This window comes from Oleiphilus messinensis (assembly GCF_002162375.1).
Taxonomy (GTDB): Bacteria; Pseudomonadota; Gammaproteobacteria; order Pseudomonadales; family Oleiphilaceae; genus Oleiphilus; species Oleiphilus messinensis.
In genome coordinates this window covers 4,969,700-4,986,030 of the sequence record NZ_CP021425.1, presented here as the reverse complement: position 1 = coordinate 4,986,030, position 16,331 = coordinate 4,969,700, and the positions used below count along the sequence as shown (strand labels likewise).

At 48.9% G+C, this 16,331-nt stretch carries 18 protein-coding genes; 10 read left to right on the top strand and 8 right to left on the bottom strand.

What is annotated here, in order from left to right; translation table 11 throughout:
- Positions 1–9: 9 nt before the first annotated feature.
- The 3 genes from OLMES_RS21695 to OLMES_RS21685 are packed head-to-tail and all read left to right on the top strand — an operon-like array spanning position 10 to position 2,660.
- Positions 10–1,074 carry a phosphotransferase family protein gene (locus tag OLMES_RS21695; protein ID WP_087463175.1) on the top strand — a complete coding sequence of 355 codons (1,065 nt, stop codon included), beginning with the start codon at positions 10–12 and terminating at the stop codon, positions 1,072–1,074.
- A gap of 17 nt (positions 1,075–1,091) precedes the next feature.
- Positions 1,092–1,835: a histidine phosphatase family protein gene (locus tag OLMES_RS21690; RefSeq protein WP_087463174.1), complete on the top strand. Its 744-nt coding sequence runs from the start codon at positions 1,092–1,094 to the stop codon at positions 1,833–1,835.
- A 27-nt stretch (positions 1,836–1,862) separates the two neighbouring features.
- Positions 1,863–2,660 (top strand): SDR family oxidoreductase, encoded by a 798-nt coding sequence (locus OLMES_RS21685; RefSeq protein ID WP_087463173.1) that lies wholly within the window; start codon positions 1,863–1,865, stop codon positions 2,658–2,660.
- Between the two features lie 204 nt (positions 2,661–2,864).
- Here OLMES_RS21685 and OLMES_RS21680 read toward each other — a convergent pair whose 3' ends face one another.
- The 5 genes from OLMES_RS21680 to amrS all read right to left on the bottom strand — a co-directional run bounded on the left by OLMES_RS21680 (position 2,865) and on the right by amrS (position 6,175).
- Positions 2,865–3,254: a hypothetical protein gene (locus OLMES_RS21680; protein ID WP_087463172.1), complete on the bottom strand. Its 390-nt coding sequence runs from the start codon at positions 3,252–3,254 to the stop codon at positions 2,865–2,867.
- Complete coding sequence (locus OLMES_RS21675) at positions 3,242–3,772, bottom strand: T6SS effector amidase Tae4 family protein (RefSeq protein WP_087463171.1); 531 nt, start codon at positions 3,770–3,772, stop codon at positions 3,242–3,244. The genes OLMES_RS21680 and OLMES_RS21675 overlap by 13 nt, the downstream gene beginning before the upstream one ends.
- A gap of 142 nt (positions 3,773–3,914) precedes the next feature.
- Positions 3,915–4,379: a YkvA family protein gene (locus OLMES_RS21670; RefSeq protein WP_087463170.1), complete on the bottom strand. Its 465-nt coding sequence runs from the start codon at positions 4,377–4,379 to the stop codon at positions 3,915–3,917.
- 46 nt (positions 4,380–4,425) lie between these two features.
- Complete coding sequence (locus OLMES_RS21665; protein WP_087463169.1) at positions 4,426–5,091, bottom strand: alpha-ketoglutarate-dependent dioxygenase AlkB family protein; 666 nt, start codon at positions 5,089–5,091, stop codon at positions 4,426–4,428.
- 7 nt (positions 5,092–5,098) lie between these two features.
- A complete protein-coding gene (gene amrS, locus OLMES_RS21660; RefSeq protein ID WP_087463168.1) occupies positions 5,099–6,175 on the bottom strand; it encodes an AmmeMemoRadiSam system radical SAM enzyme in 1,077 nt (358 codons plus the stop codon).
- A 204-nt stretch (positions 6,176–6,379) separates the two neighbouring features.
- Here amrS and OLMES_RS21655 point away from each other — a divergent pair, with 204 nt between their 5' ends.
- Positions 6,380–7,198 (top strand): M23 family metallopeptidase, encoded by an 819-nt coding sequence (locus tag OLMES_RS21655; RefSeq protein WP_087463167.1) that lies wholly within the window; start codon positions 6,380–6,382, stop codon positions 7,196–7,198.
- Positions 7,199–7,229: 31 nt separating this feature from the next.
- On the opposite strand, the gene OLMES_RS29070 is transcribed toward OLMES_RS21655, so the two are convergent.
- Complete coding sequence (locus OLMES_RS29070; protein WP_408635164.1) at positions 7,230–7,337, bottom strand: MBL fold metallo-hydrolase RNA specificity domain-containing protein; 108 nt, start codon at positions 7,335–7,337, stop codon at positions 7,230–7,232.
- Between the two features lie 307 nt (positions 7,338–7,644).
- Between OLMES_RS29070 and OLMES_RS21650 the strand changes: the two genes are divergently transcribed.
- Positions 7,645–8,241, top strand: a complete 597-nt coding sequence (locus tag OLMES_RS21650) for an IS607 family transposase (protein WP_087464365.1) — start codon at positions 7,645–7,647, stop codon at positions 8,239–8,241.
- On the top strand, positions 8,241–9,896 hold the full coding sequence (locus OLMES_RS21645; protein WP_087463166.1) for an IS200/IS605 family accessory protein TnpB-related protein: 1,656 nt from the start codon (positions 8,241–8,243) through the stop codon (positions 9,894–9,896). The genes OLMES_RS21650 and OLMES_RS21645 overlap by 1 nt, the downstream gene beginning before the upstream one ends.
- On the opposite strand, the gene OLMES_RS21640 is transcribed toward OLMES_RS21645, so the two are convergent.
- The gene (locus tag OLMES_RS21640) at positions 9,865–10,128 is read right to left on the bottom strand and encodes an MBL fold metallo-hydrolase (RefSeq protein WP_198343078.1); all 264 of its coding nucleotides are present in this window, start codon (positions 10,126–10,128) and stop codon (positions 9,865–9,867) included. The two genes, OLMES_RS21645 and OLMES_RS21640, sit on opposite strands and share 32 nt — an antisense overlap.
- A 180-nt stretch (positions 10,129–10,308) precedes the next feature.
- Between OLMES_RS21640 and OLMES_RS21635 the strand changes: the two genes are divergently transcribed.
- Positions 10,309–11,844 (top strand): thymidine phosphorylase family protein, encoded by a 1,536-nt coding sequence (locus OLMES_RS21635; protein WP_087463165.1) that lies wholly within the window; start codon positions 10,309–10,311, stop codon positions 11,842–11,844.
- Between the two features lie 20 nt (positions 11,845–11,864).
- Here OLMES_RS21635 and OLMES_RS21630 read toward each other — a convergent pair whose 3' ends face one another.
- The gene (locus tag OLMES_RS21630; RefSeq protein WP_087463164.1) at positions 11,865–12,164 is read right to left on the bottom strand and encodes a hypothetical protein; all 300 of its coding nucleotides are present in this window, start codon (positions 12,162–12,164) and stop codon (positions 11,865–11,867) included.
- 167 nt (positions 12,165–12,331) lie between these two features.
- Here OLMES_RS21630 and OLMES_RS21625 point away from each other — a divergent pair, with 167 nt between their 5' ends.
- Genes OLMES_RS21625 through OLMES_RS21615 form a run of 3 tightly spaced genes read left to right on the top strand, consistent with a single transcriptional unit; the run spans position 12,332 to position 16,325 of the window.
- Entirely contained in the window at positions 12,332–13,579 is a 1,248-nt protein-coding gene (locus OLMES_RS21625; protein WP_157678441.1) for a hypothetical protein, read from the top strand.
- The gene (locus OLMES_RS21620; RefSeq protein WP_087463162.1) at positions 13,576–15,597 is read left to right on the top strand and encodes an AAA family ATPase; all 2,022 of its coding nucleotides are present in this window, start codon (positions 13,576–13,578) and stop codon (positions 15,595–15,597) included. The genes OLMES_RS21625 and OLMES_RS21620 overlap by 4 nt, the downstream gene beginning before the upstream one ends.
- Positions 15,594–16,325: a 4Fe-4S single cluster domain-containing protein gene (locus OLMES_RS21615; protein WP_157678440.1), complete on the top strand. Its 732-nt coding sequence runs from the start codon at positions 15,594–15,596 to the stop codon at positions 16,323–16,325. The genes OLMES_RS21620 and OLMES_RS21615 overlap by 4 nt, the downstream gene beginning before the upstream one ends.
- The last annotated feature ends 6 nt before the right edge of the window (positions 16,326–16,331 follow it).

Below are 16,331 nucleotides of genomic sequence, written 5' to 3'. Positions count from 1 at the left end.
AGATTTCTGATGTCTTTAGTTGATCAAGCAAAGAATATTCGGGATGGCGAGGAACTCGATGTTGAGCGCGTCGATCGTTATTTAAAGCCCCACTTGAGCGGGCTGAGTGGTACGCCGGAGATAAAACAGTTTCCGGGGGGCGCTTCCAATTTGACTTATTTAATCAGTTACCCCGAGCGGGATTTGATCCTGCGCCGCCCACCGTTCGGTAAAAAAGCGAAATCAGCCCATGATATGGTTCGGGAAGCCCGGATTATGAGTGCGCTGAAACCGGTTTACCCCTATGTACCTGAAGTTGTATTGATTGCTGAACAAACGGAGGTCATGGACTGTGACTTTTATGTCATGGAGCGCCTGGTTGGAATTATTCCCCGACAGAATCTGGACGCGCAAATGGGCTTGAGTGTTGAGGGCGTCAGACAGCTGTGTACGAATGTGGTTGATAAATTAATTGAACTGCATGGAGTGGATTATCAAGCAGCAGACCTTGCCGGAATCGGGAAGGGGAGTGGCTACGTAGCGCGTCAGATTCTGGGGTGGTCAGACCGGTACCGGAAAGCCATGACCGAAGATGCAAGTGACTTTGAAGTGGTTATGCAGTGGCTTGAAGATAAAATGCCCGAGGATGTGGCGACTTGCGTTATTCACAACGATTTCCGTTTTGATAATGTGGTTTTGGCCGTTGACGATCCCCAGCACGTAATCGGTGTATTGGATTGGGAAATGGCGACGCTTGGTGATCCACTTATGGATCTTGGTAATTCATTAGCGTACTGGGTTCAAACTGATGATGATCCCCAGTTTCAAATGATGCGTCGCCAACCGACCCATGAAAAAGGCATGATGACCCGGCAGCAAGTGGTCGATTATTACCTGTCAAAAACGGGCTATCAGGTCAAGTCATTTGATTTCTATGAGATATACGGTTTGTTTCGCTTAGCCGTGATCATTCAGCAAATATACTATCGGTACTTTCATGGCCAGACGAAGGACAAGCGTTTTTCCGGATTTGGCTTTGCGGCGAAGTATATGGAGCAGCGCTGCTTGCGCATGATTGAGCAGAGCTCATTGTAGTTGTCTGGAGGAAGAATATGGGCTCCGTATATTTAATCCGGCATGGTCAGGCCTCATTTGGCAAGGCCGACTATGATGCGCTCTCTGAAAAAGGGCATCAGCAATCAAGGCTACTGGGCGAGCATCTTCGAGCCCGTATTACGCCAACCCGGCTCATCAGCGGTGCGATGACCCGCCATAAGGAAACCTACACCGGGTTTCTCAATGGCTATAGTGATTGCACCAGAGACACTTCAATTCAAGAATCATCCACGCCACTCCCCGAGCTTGAAATTGATGCAGGTTTTAATGAATTTGATCATGTCGAGGTCATGGTTCGGCATCGGCCCGAGTGGGCGGATCAACGTGTGATGGCACAAGATCTGGCAAAATCAAAAGTGCCACGAAAAGTCTTTCAACATGAATTTGAAACGGCCATAGCACGGTGGGCCTGTGGCGATTTTGATGGTGAATACCAGGAATCGTGGCCACAATTCCAGGCCCGGGTTATTGCCTCTCTTAACCAGGTGCTGAGCACAGCCGAGCGTAGCCAGGATATTTTAATATTTACATCGGGTGGGCCCATTGCGTTGATCTGTGCCCATGTCTTGCAAATGACGCCCAACGCCAGCTTTGCCATGAATAATGTTATCGCCAATGCCAGCATCAGTCGCTTGGTGTTTTCCTCTGACCCCGAGTCGACCCGGAAAACCAGCTTGTCCTACTTTAACAGTTTCAGTCACCTGGACGGAACCATACCGTCTATGTTGACCTATCGGTAACGCCGATTTTTCGCACAGGAGATTTTTATGTCAGACCCAAACAATTCCGCAGCGCCCTCCAATGTCTCACTATTTGATCTGACCGGCAACATTGCGTTGGTCACCGGAGCAAGTCGGGGAATCGGTGAAAGTATCGCGCAACTTCTGGCTAGTCATGGTGCCCATGTGATTGTATCCAGCCGCAAAATGGAAGGCTGTGCTGCAGTGGTGGAAAAAATCAAGGCCGAGGGCGGCAGTGCAGAGGCGATACCGTGTCACATTGGCGATATGGATCAAATTAACACTTTGTTTGAACAGATCAAAGATCAGCACGGCAAGCTGGATATTCTGGTTAACAATGCCGCGACCAATCCTTACTTCGGGCACATACTGGACACGGATATTGGCGCTTTTCAGAAAACAGTGGATGTGAATATTCGGGGTTATTTTTTCATGTCTACCGAGGGGGCAAAGCTCATGCGCGCTGGTGGTGGCGGAGCCATCGTGAATGTGGCCTCGGTAAACGGTGTGATTCCCGGGCCGTTTCAGGGGATTTACTCCATCACCAAAGCTGCAGTGATTTCGATGACAAAAGCGTTTGCTAAAGAATGTGCGGGGCTTAATATTCGCGTCAATGCCCTGTTACCTGGGGCGACCGATACCAAGTTTGCCGCGACCCTGGTAAACAATGATGCGATCAAGAAACAGTTACTGCAGCATGTACCCTTAAACCGGGTGGCCGAACCCTCGGAAATGGCCGGCGCGGTTTTGTATCTGGTGTCCCGGGCATCCAGCTACACAACCGGAACCTGCCTTAATGTTGATGGTGGTTATCTAATATCTTAAATGCGATTCTATGATTTAAAACATCGTAAAATATCTGATCATAGGTGAGCTGGTATCACCTAGCCATCTTTGATCGGCTTTAGACAGTTGAGTCTAATTGTAGAGAAGCTTGCTTAACTTATAGAACTGAAAGCAAGTGGTTTGTTTGGAAATCTTGGGTTTATCGAAAGAGGCTGCTCTTAGAGTGAGCAGCCAAAGTTCAAATTAATCTTTCCTGTTGATGATGTTATAAACTTGTTGAACTACATCTTTGTCGTTGTAGAGTGAAATGCAGTTTTTCATTAACATGGGGTTTCCGTGGCGTGAAAGTTGAGGTTCAACGGCATAGTTACTCACAATATTCGCCAAGTCTGGGTAAGCCGTAAATTGAATGTTGCTCATTTCAACTATTCCTTGTGCCCATATCTCTGCCTCGTAAGCGATTTCTTTTCCTTCGTATCGATCCATTATACAGGCAGCCAGAACGTAATTTTGACCCATGATCAAATTAGAGTTGGCTTCGTCAATTGGCTCTTTTATCAAGTGACTACAACCAACATTCGCCATCAACAGCGCAAGTAATGCTGATATTAGTGAAGGTTTCATAAAGGCCATAATGTCATGCCTTCTGTATTTGGTTCACGAAATAACGTTGCGGGATCATCTTTGAGGTCACGAAAATCATCAAATTTTGGTTCTTTAAATGTTGTGCCGTCCCACAGTGCAACATGCCCACTGGCATCACTCCATCCGTTAACGCTGAACGCAACAATCCCTTTCGTCCCTAAAAAAGCTTTGTCAAAATTTCTGGTTACCTTAATAGGACGAGCTATAAGGGTGTGTTCAAGGTAAAGCCGAATTTCTCTTACCCTGAATATGTAGTGTTTTCCATCGGCTCCAGTGATGGAGTTGAGTTTTAACGAGTTCACTGTTTTCTTGGAAATTGGTGCATTACTATAGTTCAAGGCACGTGAAATACGGACAGCACAGGTGTTACCGTTAGGGCCAAAACCTGGCACGTTGATATTTCTTGCTAAAGTACCTCCAATATGAGTAAAGAGGTCTTTAAGAGTTGGGTATTGAATATGGTCTGGGAACTGAGCCCAAAGTAAATTGAAGTTTGGATTTGACATTTTTCCCTCTGTCTTATTTCCTCGCGATTAAGCAATTCGGCGAGGTTCAATTATCCTAATGAAATCCAGGTTAATAGTAACAAGGTTGTTAGCACTTGAATACAGGAACGATAGACTCTAAGGTCTGTCGACCTGATTCAGATTACAGAAATAGAGTTACCACCAGCCAGTAGCAGATTGCAGCCCAGAACAACAGCATCAGGAGTGCGAACCCGTAGGCCAGTTTTTTCAGGTGGGGGAGCACCCGGGTGCGTCTGTCGGCGTAGTCGGACCAGACTTCATCCGGAATCATTTTTCTGACCAGCCAGATGGCCAGTGGTACCAGAATCAAGTCATCGAGATGGCCAATCAAGGGAATGAAATCGGGAATCAAATCGATGGGACTCAGGGCGTAGGCTACAACCAGCAGACAAATGAGTTTGGCCAGTTTTGGCGTGCGTGAATCCCGTGAAACCAGGTAGAGGCGATAAAGATATTGGGGCAAGTCCCGGGCGGTATTTCGCCATTGTTGCCACCACGGCAAAAATAGATCTGGATTCAACTCCGCCTTTTCTTCGGATGTGACCTTTTGTGGCACGCTTTGATTGGCTTTGTCCGTGTTCCTCATATTTCTCCTCAAACGATCATCAAAGGCCTGAGCTATTCGGGTGTGTTCATGCCCTTATAAACCGGAACGTCAAATTAATTCTGGGGGCACAGGCAACACGACTTTTTGGTATCTGATGGCGCCAGTGATGTTGCGTAGTGCCGGACATAATCAGCAAGGTATTGTGCCCCAGTTGAAGCCCGAGTTTCTGTTTTTTATCACGTTTGTGCTGCAGTTGAAAGAGGCGCGTTTCACCAAGACTGAACGACGCGATAACCGGATTAATACCCAACTCGGCTTCGTCGTCGCTATGCCATGAAACACTGTCGTGTTCATCCCGGTATAAATTGCAGAGGACACTGTTGAAACCTTCGGTTAACGCAGAGCTGCGTGGTTTGGGCGGCGGAGGTAGTTGCTGTTGGCAGAAGTATTCTATTGCTTTTTTCAATTCGGCCAGGTGCTCGGGAAATGGTTCCGGCTGGAGTGTGAGACCTGAGTAGGTATACTGCGCATCATGCTCGCCATACCATGCCTGTAATCTCGGGATTTTTACCTCCAGGCCATACATGGAAATATAATCCTGGCGCCAAGCCAGCTCTTGATGCAGCGCCTGCCTGAGATTTTCAGCGTGTTCTGCGGACAAGAAATTGGATTGTACGGTCAGGCAACCGCCATCCTGAAGTTGAATCATTTCGGGGAGATCGTTTTGATCGAATAAATCACCAGTACTCATCGTTGACCTAATATTTAAGACTCATTGCAACCGGCTCACGTCGTGGTCCCCAACTTCCAGGTTCAGCTTCGAATACACTGGGTAGCTGTGTTCCACAGTACCGGCATTCGCCTCTGTTTTGCAAGGCCCATTCACCAAGCTGATACCAGTCTCGCTCGATCACGCGTTTTTTGCACGTTGGGCAATAGGTGCTGCTGCCCTCAGGATCATGAACATTTCCCGTATAGACAAAGTTCAAGCCGTTTTGCATTGCAACCTGGCGCGCCCGGGTCAGGGTTGTGGCGGGTGTTCGGGGTTTATCGAGCATTTTCCAGTCCGGGTGAAATGCAGAAAAGTGCAGGGGAATATCCGGGCCGAGATGGTCAACGATCCAGCGTGTCATCGCTTCCAACTCCTTATTGGAGTCATTTTCATCGGGAATTAACAGGGTGGTAATTTCAAACCAAACGTTGGTCTCGCACTTCAGGTAAAGTAACGTGTCGAGCACCGATGCAAGGTCGCCGCCACAGATTTTATGATAAAAGCGCTCGGTAAAGGCTTTCAGATCAATGTTTGCGGCATCCATGTGTTGAAAAAACGCCTTACGCGGTTCAGGGCACATGTATCCGGCTGATACCGCAACGGATGCAATGTCGAGCTGATGGCATTCTATCGCCGTATCTATAGCGTATTCCATGAAAATGATCGGATCATTATAGGTATAGGCTACGCTGCGACAGCCCCGAGCTTTAGCGACCTCCGCCAAGCGAACCGGCGTGGCCGATGAGGCCAGCGTATCCATTTCCCGGGATTTACTCATGTCCCAGTTTTGGCAGAATTTACACGCCAGATTACAACCCGCAGTCCCGAACGACAGCACTGGTGTGCCGGGTAAAAAGTGATTGAGCGGTTTCTTCTCGATAGGATCAATACAAAAACCACTTGAGCGGCCATAGGACGTGAGCACAATGGCTCCGCCCTCATTGGCACGAACAAAGCAAAGCCCTTGCTGTCCCTCTCTGAGCTTGCAAGCACGGGGACACACATCACATTGAACTCGACCGTCTTCCAATGTATGCCAATATTCTGTCGCATGGGTTGCCATGGTTCGGTTCTCCCTTGTTGCTATATGTTTATACTACTATGTCTACCGTTAAGTTTTCACTATATCGATTGATGTGCTTTCAACGTTGAAGATAATTGGTGGAGTGCGTATGCTGCGATTGTTGTGCAAGGTGGTAGGCGTCAAAGGTGATAGACGTCAAAGGCGAGAGATGGCGAAACAGGATTAGCAGAAAAGAGACCGTGTATGAATCGATTAGGACGTGTATTAATACTGACTTTAGGATGGTTAGGGGGAATGGCTTCGAGCCAGGCCATTGAATGGCACGGGCAGTTCACCCAGGGTGCTTTACTAATTGGTACTCTAGCACCTGGAGAGCAAGTTTTTTATCAGGATAAGGCGCTAAAATTAACGCCACAAGGTCAGTTTGTACTCGGCTTTGGACGGGATGCAGAACTGGAACAGCAGGTGACTGTGATTTCGGTTGAGGGCGTGAAGCAGGATATCCCGTTACGTCTTAAGAAACGGGATTATGATATCCAGCGTATCAACGGTGTTCCCCAGAAAATGGTCACCCCGAATAAAGACAAACTGGCCCGCATTCGTAGTGAAAATGCGCTGGTAGCCAAGGCCCGAAAAACAGATACCGGGCGACTTGCGTTTTTACAGCCCTTTATCTGGCCTGCAAAAGGGCCGATAAGTGGCGTTTATGGTAGTCAGCGGTTCTTTAATGATGAACCTCGCAGACCGCACTTTGGACTGGATATCGCCGCACCAAAGGGCGCGCCTGTGCTGGCCCCTGCTGATGGATCCATTACTTTGGCCCATGCTGGTATGTATTTCTCGGGCGCAACCTTGATTATGGATCACGGCTTCGGGGTATCTTCAACCTTTATTCATCTGGATGAGATATTGGTAAAAGAAGGGCAAGAGGTTAAACAAGGTGAGCTGATTGCCCGTGTAGGTGATTCCGGACGCGCGACCGGACCCCATCTGGATTGGCGTATCAACTGGTATCAAGTGCGTATTGATCCGCGATTGCTGGTGTCTGGTTCACCGGAGTAACTGGAGTCTGGTTGTGAACCCGAAACTTTCATTAAAGCAGGAATTCATCCCGATACTGAGGTACGCAGGCATCCCAGCCTAACTGTTCGATAATGTATCGTCTCATGCTGTCCGATGCTCTGGGTTCGCCATGGGCCAGGGCAACCTAGCAATAAATGATCAATTTGATCGTGTTGCAATCAATTCACGATCATACAAGAACGACTCAAAGCAAAAGGGCTTGTTGCTCTCCGAGGAGCATTGAATAATCTATTGGATTCCATTCAAAATGGCTTGTGACTGAGTATTTTTCAACTTAAACGTTCAAATAACGTTCAATCAAATTGATCATTTATTGCTAGGTTGCCCTGGCCATGGGCTTTAACAGTTAACTAAATACTTGACTAAACCTACTCATATACAGTAGCTTGTACAGTATTTTTTTCTCATGGATGGAGGTGATGATTATGGCTGAATTTCTATCGATAGGCGCTGCCGCTTTTCTGCTGGGTGTGGCCGTTTCCACCCTTCGTCGCTGGGAAAAAGAATCACGATTTTTCTCAGATTTCCGTACGCCGGGTGGCCATCGTCGTTACGCGCTTGATAAACTTTTAGCCTTTTGCGGTCAGTCGACTGCTGATAAGCAACGCAGAACGATCTGTTATGCACGCGTCTCTTCTCATGATCAGAAAAAAGATTTGCAAACGCAAATTGCTCGCTTGCAAAAACATGCCAGAGAGGCTGGCTATGAAGCCGTCGAAACCATTGATGATCTTGGCTCAGGATTAAACTATAAAAAACGGGGATTAAAGCGATTAATTAAGTTGATTTGTCAGCGTAAGGTAAAACGACTGGTTATCGTTCATAAAGATCGCTTACTCCGATTTGGGGCTGAATTGTTATTTGCGCTTTGCCAGTTTTACGGTACGGAGGTTGTCATTCTTGAGGAAGTTGAAGAAAACTTTGAACAGCAACTTTGCCATGATGTGTTAGCGTTAATGACGGTCTTCAGTGCGCGATTGCATGGTTCACGTAGTCGTAAAAATCAACGAGCCATCGCCTAGTGGATACGCCAACGAAAACACTCACCTTTGAAACCCGGCTTGATTTGATTCATGAGCAGGATGCGGCATTGTGCCAATATGCCGAGCTGTGGAATCAAGTGAAGTTTCGTTGGTTTGCTAACTTACAAAAGCCTAAAGCCCAGCAATTGAATCGTACCCAGTTTATGCATGAAATTGGGATGCCTTTCAGCTACCGGGTATTTCAAGGCGTCCAGCAAAGCATTAAAGGCTTAATCCAGTCTTACCAAACCAATCGAAACAACCGACTGGTGACGCTGGACGTTAAAATCAAACAGCTGGAGAAAACGCTCAACAAGCTAAAGAAGCGCTGTGACCATGTTGCAAAGAAAGGCTGCCCGCAACAGGCGAAACAACTTCGCAACAGGTTACGACAGAAGGAAGTTAAACTGCGTCGTTGGCAGCAAAAGCAGGCCGCCTTGGTGGCCGAAAAACAGGAAAACAAAACACCGATTTGTTTTGGTGGTCGAAAGCTGCTGAAAGAGCGTCAAGCGTTAGAAACGGGTTCGGCCATTGAAGGCTGGAAACAACGCTGGCACGAAGCACGACACCGCGAATTTCTATTAGTGGGTTCTCATGATGAATCCTGGGGCTGTCAAAATGCCCAGCTATCGCCCAGTGAGCAAGAAGATGCTTACCAGCTAAAACTCTTTGTGCCCCATCAATTACGCGCCACGTTTGGCACGACCATTAACATTGATCACCTGCAATTCAAGCATGGTAAGGCGGCGATTGCCCAAGCCGTTTGGCAGAATCAGGTTAAAAAACACGATAAATCAATCAAAGGGCAACCCCTGAGTTTTCGATTTAAGCGAGACAAAAAAGGTTGGCGGTTACTCGTTAGCGTGGAAGTGGCAGGACCAACAGAGCAAGCAGAGTGGATCGATGATGACCAAGGTGTCATCGGTGTGGATGTCAACCCGGATCACTTCGCGGTCGTCGAGCTGGATCGAAACGGTAACCCACTGCAACACCGAACGTTTGACTTACCTTTGCACTATAAGAATGATGCTCAACGAGCGGCTATTATTGGGGATGCCGTACGAGACCTGATGGACTTTGCCGCACAGCAAGGTAAAGCGGTGGTGATCGAAAAGCTGGATTTTCAGCAGAAGAAACGGCAATACCAAAAGCAGGATCATCCTCAGTATGCCCGCATGTTGAATGCCTTTGCTTACGGCAAGATCAAGGACTTGCTTGAAACGCAAAGCATAAAACGCGGCATACGCCTTTATCGCGTCAATCCTGCTTATACCTCATTATTGGGGCGGATGAAATATCGCGATCGACACGGTTTCTCAGATCACCATGCCGCCGCGTTAGTGATTGGTCGTCGGCATTATGGCTTTAAAGAAAAGCCGCCAAAACAACTCATTGGTATTAACGCAAAGGGTACCGTTAAGACCGAGCATCCGCCTGTAAGGATGGCGCTCGGGGATTATCAGTATTACAACAAACTTCAGCGTTGGTACCAACCACTCGAAAAATCATTAGATTTTCTGAGTGGCTGGCGTCACTTTCGTCGTGTGAATCGGGTTAGTTACTCCGTTGAGGCTCGCCTTGATGGTAGACCGGGCATGAGTCCCGACTTGATTCAGGAAAGCACTACCTTGCTTTCCGCGCACCCTGCGCTGTAGGGATAGGCTCGTTTAAACCTTGAGTAGGTTTAATCAGGTTTATGAAAACGGTAACGACAATCGCATCCAGTTTATGAACAGCAAGAGGCAGAGGCCTCCAGTTCCGCTCTCTCAGGTTTTTAACGCCTTGGAACATTCCACAGTCAACCAGTATGGTGGAATGTTCTGTCTCTACCAGATACTTAGAGCCGGTCACGGTATCTGTTGCGCCCAGAAAAGTGAGCTTGAGCATTTCAATATCCTCAGAGGGGCTGATGTATGCGAAATGTGTGAGTCAACTCAGCTAGTTTAGACCAATCGAACCAAATCAATTTGATGCAGGTCAGGACCTGTGGTCAGATAGATCATCTACACTGCAGTAAAACCCGAATCACAGATTGCGGATTGATACATCCGCTGAGAGAAAACCATAATGTTAGAGAATTACCTGCATTTGATTCGCCCGGGAATTGACACCCATCAAGAGCTGGTGGTGTACATGAGGCAGGATTGCCATGTTTGTCGCTCCGAAGGGTTTACGGCGCATTCAAGAGTCAGGATTCAAGTGGGTGAACGTTCGGCAGTGGCAACCCTGAATATTGTGAAGGGGGATTTTCTACCCCACAACCAGGCTGCACTCAGTGAAGCCGCATGGCGAAAGCTGAAGCCCGAAGAAGGTGAAAAAGCATACTTCAAACATGCACCTGCGGTGGATTCCATGAGCGCGGTGCGAGGTAAACTCTACGGTAAGCCGTTGACAACAGCTGCCGCAAAAAGTGTTATTGAAGATATCAATGCTGGACACTATTCGGATATTCAACTGGCTGCTTTTGTCGCTGCCTGTTCCGGTAATCGCCTGACTTTGGACGAGACTGTCGCGATCACAGGGGCGATGATTGATGCCGGTCAGCGCTTCAAATGGAACTCGGAACGGGTTTTGGATAAACATTGTGTGGGGGGCCTTCCGGGAAACAGAACCACGCCTATTGTGACCGCCATTATTGCCGCGAACGGGCTGGTGATGCCTAAAACTTCCTCAAGAGCGATAACCTCTCCAGCGGGCACTGCGGATACCATGGAAGTGTTAACCGATGTTCAGCTGAGTTATGACCGTATGGCCGAGGTCGTCAAGCAAACTGGTGGCTGTCTGGCATGGGGCGGATCTGTGTCGTTAAGTCCGGCTGATGATGTCATTATTCGCGTTGAGCGTGCGCTGGATCTCGACAGTGAGGGGCAATTGGTGGCCTCCGTAATCTCCAAAAAAGTGGCGGCGGGGTCTACCCACGTATTGATCGATATCCCGACCGGACCAACCGCGAAGGTGAGGAGCCCTGAGTTTGCGGCCCGCTTGTCAGAATTGTTGATTGGCACCGGAGCAGCGTTTGGGTTGAAGGTTAAAACAATCATTTCAGATGGTTCGCAACCTGTTGGCATGGGGATTGGTCCGGCTTTGGAAGCGCGCGATGTGCTCAAGGTTTTGCAGTGTCAGACCGATTCACCACAGGATTTGCGCTCACGTTCCCTCGCGATTGCTGCTGCGTTGCTGGAAATGAGCGCCGGGAATGGACAGCGTACCGGGACTGGACAGAGCGCCGGGAATGAGTGGCTGACGTTAGCCACAGACACGCTGGACAGTGGTCGGGCGTATCAAAAGTTTCAGGAGATATGCCTGGCACAAGGTCGCTTCTCGGAACCGGAGCTGGCGGCCCATCGTCGTACTGTGAAAGCGACCCGCGGGGGGATTGTCAGTAGCGTCAATAATCGCATTTTAGCCCGTCTGGCATCATTGGCCGGGGCACCCAATGCGAAAGCGGCAGGCTTGGACCTGCACGTTCGTTTGGGGGATTGTGTTACGCTGGGAGACCCCCTGTTGACCGTCTACGCCGAAGCGCCCGGTGAACTGGAGTATGCTCTGGACTTTTTAATGAGTCACCCTGATGGAGTGCATATTGGTGAAGAGGCAGTATGACCAGGTTCGGTGAACAGGCTCTAGTCATCGAGGCGGATTTGCACCAGCTTCATTAACCCTTCACGCGCTTCTTGATAAAGGGCATCGGCATTTCCGGTTTCGAGATCTTTTTGCTTGATCTGATAGGAAATCTTTTTGCGTACGGTAATTTTCGGTTTTTTGGTGAACGAGTACAGGATATCGAGCCCCTGAGAATGAGGCGTGAGCTGTAATTGACCATCTGTGATCTCGAAGGTGTTGGAGATTTCACTCGCCAGGGTTGTGTCGATATGTTCAATCAACGCATCAACGTCACATTTCTTTTTTGAAAACCATCCCATTAATCTGTCTCCTGTTACCGCCCTGATGCCCGCCATTGCGCGGATTCTCTCGTGTGTCATTGCTATGATAGCCAGTGGTTTCGCTTTGTCTAGGGTGTTTTGCGCCCGTATCCCGGAGAATGCACTATGCTGTTAAGAGTGGAGCAGAATTGGAAGGCGCGTCGGTAATGAGTGGAGAGATTATTTTGGTTCCAGCCCTGGGAACCCCTTTGGGGGCGACTCTGTTGGCAGGGGCCGGGGCTGTGGTTCTGGCAGGGGCAGCGCTGCGTATGGTGGAGGCGTGGCGAGATGAAAAGCGGCGGGAGAGCCAACGTCTTCAGGCTGAAGAGAAGCGGGCGACTCAGGCATGGCAAACTTATCAATCTCAGCAACAGCAAATTTCGCAGGTGCTTATGAGCGAGCGCGTGCAGTTGCAGGAACAGTTGCAAAATCTGGCGCTGCTATCCCGTGAAGCAAGCGAAAGTCAATGCAGCCCGACCGACTCAATTACAGCGCAAGCTGAAGGTTTTATTCAGCGTGCCGACGAAGCCCGGAGTGAGCACTTTGCCATCTTGAAAAGCTGGATCGAAGCGCTACCCGATGCATTGTTTGACGATAAAGATCTTCCATTTCAGCGTCTTCGAAAACAATGGCTACAGTACTGCAGTCGGATCAATTCGGGAGAGCTGATTGATGATCTGACATTAGTTACCTTCAAAGACACCCTGCAAGCGACTCTGGAAGCCCATGAGCGGGCATTGGTGCAACGTCAGGAGCAACTGGAGGGCCGATTAGGCCGGTGTGAGCGCTGCCTGGAACAGGTGCTCGAATACGAGTATCTGGTACAGCAGCTTGCTCCGGAGTCTATACAAGGTTACGGGAAAACTCTGGATACGCTAAAACAGAAATTGTTACAGGCGCTTAAACAAGGTGAAGTATCGGTAGGGTTGCTCGATCTTGTTCAGCGTCAGTTTGATCAGATCGCGACACAAATTGATGATCTGCTGCAATCCCGTGCTGTTCAAACCGCAACCCTGAATCGTCTGCAGCATCATATGGAAGCTCAGGGCTACCAGCTCCTGCAGGATGAAATAGCAACGCAATCAGTGTGGTCTATTCCCGGTGGTGAGCGTGTTATTGTGCAGTTACATCCTGATCATCGTATTGCCACTCAGGTTGTCCATGAACGGGCAGTCTATTCCAAATTGGCGCTGAGTGCGGATGAGCTTGCATTTTTGAGGCAACAGGAAGATCGCTGGTGTAAAGATGTGCAGCAGGTTTTGAAAAATATGATCAAAGATGGCTTTCAATACGCTGTGCAGTTTGAGCGCGATGTACCTGAGGAAAATATTTCAGTCGTGGTGGTTGAATCCGTGGACGAATTATTGGCAGCCGATGAACTTGAACAGAAATCTGATCCGAGAGCGCTGAAATGATTGATGTGAATGACACAACACCACGTTGGATTCGAGAGCTGGATCGTTTTGTGCGCCTGAAGAGTATGGTATTTCTCCATGGTCGTGTGTTGGACTTGGTGTCGTATCCGGTGAAAACTGCAGATGGTCAGCGCACCTATTGGACAGAAAGTAATCTCGGGCAATTTTTGCAGCGTTATTTGATGGGGCTCAATTATGAGATCGTGTCTGTATTTGATCCGGTTGACGGTTTGAGTTTTGCGCAAGATGATATGGCCAGTCGGTTCAAGTCTTTGGTGAAAGAAGGGCAGACCTCAGGGAGTCGGCCCGCTTTGACCCGACCAGCAGGGCCGTCTGATAACCGTAATGACCTGGATGCATCGATTCGGGATATCGCTCAAGCTGCGCTTAACCGGGAGACGCCCTGTGCCTTTATATTTGATTTCGCTTCACGGCTTGCAGTTTCACCTGATCGATTGGGACGATCCGAGGTTAATGTTTTCACTCGATTGTTAAAAGCATCGTTGCAGGCAACCGAAGTGATACGAGAGGGAGAGCGTTGGAACAATTTGATCATACTGATTTGTGATCAGCCTAATGATTTGCCTGCGTTCCTGTATTTGAATAACCCGCGGTCCCGTTCAATTGTTATTGATGCACCGGATTCGGTGGATCGTAAACGGTTTTTCCTGGCCAATTACACTCATTTTTACCGTCCGGTTGATGAGTCCAATACGCCCCTGGCGAGTCCATCCAAAGATCTGGTCGGCTTGTTCACCGCGCTGACCGAAGGATTTAGTTACTATGAAATGCTGAGCCTGATCGGATTATCGCTACGGGAAAGAATACCGGCTCAGAAAATCAGAACCCTGTGTGATCGATTTAAATATGGGATTGTTGAAAGTGATTGGGACAAATTGGACAAGGCAAGGCTGGACCAAGCAGGGAGCATTATTCGTACTCGTATTAAAGGGCAGGATGCTGCAGTAGAGCGGTTGTTGGAAATCATCAAAAGGGCGAAACTGGGGCTAAGTGCCGGAGCGACCCGAAAGAGTCAAAGACCTCGGGGAGTCCTGTTTTTTGCCGGGCCAACCGGGGTGGGTAAGACCGAGATGGCAAAAGGACTTGCAGAACTCCTGTTTGGTCAGGAGGAGAGACTAATCCGCTTTGATATGAGTGAATATGCTTCGAGTCATGCTGATCAGAAGTTATTGGGGGCGCCTCCGGGCTATATCGGCTATGAGGCCGGTGGGAAACTCACTAATGCATTGAAGGAACAGCCTTTCTCAGTCATTTTGTTTGATGAGATCGAGAAGGCGGACTCGAGTATATTTGATAAATTTTTGCAGATTCTCGACGATGGTCGATTAACCGACGGACGTGGTGAAACGGTATATTTTTCAGAGTCGATCATTATTTTTACCAGTAATCTCGGTACGGTGAGCACCCGTGGAGGCGAACCGGGAGGGGCGCGGCAGTCATTGATTTCACCCCAAATGTCTCATGCTGAAATGTCGGACATTATTCTCGATGCGATCCGGGATCACTTCAATCTGGTGCTGGGGCGACCGGAAATTCTCAATCGTTTCGGTGAGAATTTTGTCATTTTTGATTACATTCGTCCGCCTGTAGATGAGTTAATTGTGGATCGGTTATTGGAATTGTTGCAGCGATCTTTGGCAGAACAGTATCAACTCGAATTGAAAATCGAGGATGCCTGTCGGGAAACGCTAATAAAGCTCTCCCGGGAAAATCTGGCCCACGGTGGTCGAGGTATCCGGAATATTGTTGATGCGGCGCTGGTTAACCCATTGTCCTCTTTGCTCTTTGATCAGGGGGTGGGAGAGGCGGGTGTCAGGTCGATTGACCGCTCTCAGCAGTTGCCTCGCGAAACAGCGGTGTCACCGGGGTTGACTCCATTAATTCTGAAATCCTTGCAGGATGCTGGAGAAAGTGTCAGCCCAAGGTATCGACTCCAATGGCAGTTCTCGGAGCAGGAGTCGAAGTCCGATCAAGGCGTCGATATTGCAAAAGAATGATTAAGAAAAGAGCAATCAAGGAGATTGTTGATTTGCATTCGTCATCCCGAGAAAACAAACCGCTTGGCACAGTTTTGCGCCTGAGTCGCTGGGCTTATCCGGTCACGGCTCTGGGACCGGGGCGACGTTTGGCGATGTGGGTTTCAGGTTGCAGTATCGGCTGTCCCGGCTGTATTACGCCTGAACTGCAACCGGAAACCAGTGGTAAGCCGATCAGCACTGAGCGCCTGTTAGCGCGACTGGATCGATTACCGGATGACTTGACGGGATTGACGTTAACCGGAGGGGAGCCCTTTCAACAGGCTTCTGTTCTGGCCGAGTGGCTTGGGCAGGTCAAACAGCGCAAGCCGCATTGGAATATACTCTGTTTTTCCGGCTATACCTTCACGGCAATTCAGCAGCTGGGATCAGGGGCAAGAGATTTGCTCGAATTGATTGACCTTTTGGTTGCTGGTCCCTATCGGGTAAGTCAGCTACCCGGGGAGAAAAGTGCAGCTATTTTGCCATCAATTGGTTTGCCGCATCCTCTTCTGGCATCCGCGAATCAAACATTACATTGTTTGACGCAAGAAGGGCGCGCCATGGAAATCGCTTGCCGCAGGATGCCGGTGAATCAAGCTAATCTGGGGCTGAGTGGTGATGGTCAAGGAATGTTGATCGGCATTGTTACACCATCTGCACGTACAGAAATTCATACCCGGCTTGGCGGGCCTGTCGAGGAGAGTTAAGGCGAT